Source organism: Acinetobacter sp. (assembly GCF_036666595.1).
Classification (GTDB): Bacteria; Pseudomonadota; Gammaproteobacteria; order Pseudomonadales; family Moraxellaceae; genus Acinetobacter.
This window is the reverse complement of sequence record NZ_JAVWVO010000164.1, coordinates 1-517: the sequence shown is the minus strand read 5'-3', so window position 1 is coordinate 517 and position 517 is coordinate 1. Positions and strand designations below refer to the sequence as shown.

Genomic DNA, 517 nt, shown 5'->3' with positions numbered 1-517 from the left:
AGCGCAGCACGGAAATTACCTAGAAAGAGAAATAAAATAACAATGACGAGGATTGCACCCTCAATCAAATTTTTCTGAACGGTTTTGATCGCCCGATCAACCAAATGCGTACGGTCATACACAGTCTCAATCACCACACCTTTAGGTAGCGATTGCTGGATCGATTGCACCTTTTCATCAATGGCTTGAGCAACGGTACGGCTATTTTCTCCCATCATCATCATGGCATTATAGGTTGCAGCCCCTGTTCTCAAGTCATGACCAATTGAGACATTGGCGACATCTGCCACCCGAATCGGATAGCCGTTTTTATTGGCAATACTGATGTTCTGGATATCTTCAATCGTGTTTAAAGTGCCAGGAACACGAACCGTTAGCTGTTGTCCATTTTTCTCAATATAGCCAGCACCACGGTTTTCATTATTTTCTGTTAAGGCGGTTTGTAAATCAGTCAAAGGAATTTGCAATTGTTGTAATCGGTTCAGATCAGGGGCAACCACATAGGTTTTATTAAAGC

At 42.6% G+C, this 517-nt stretch carries 1 protein-coding gene; it reads right to left on the bottom strand.

The genetic code is table 11. The annotated features are described in order from the left end of the window. On the bottom strand, positions 1 to 517 hold a 517-nt coding region (locus RR876_RS17390), incomplete at both ends, for an efflux RND transporter permease subunit (RefSeq protein ID WP_332637226.1).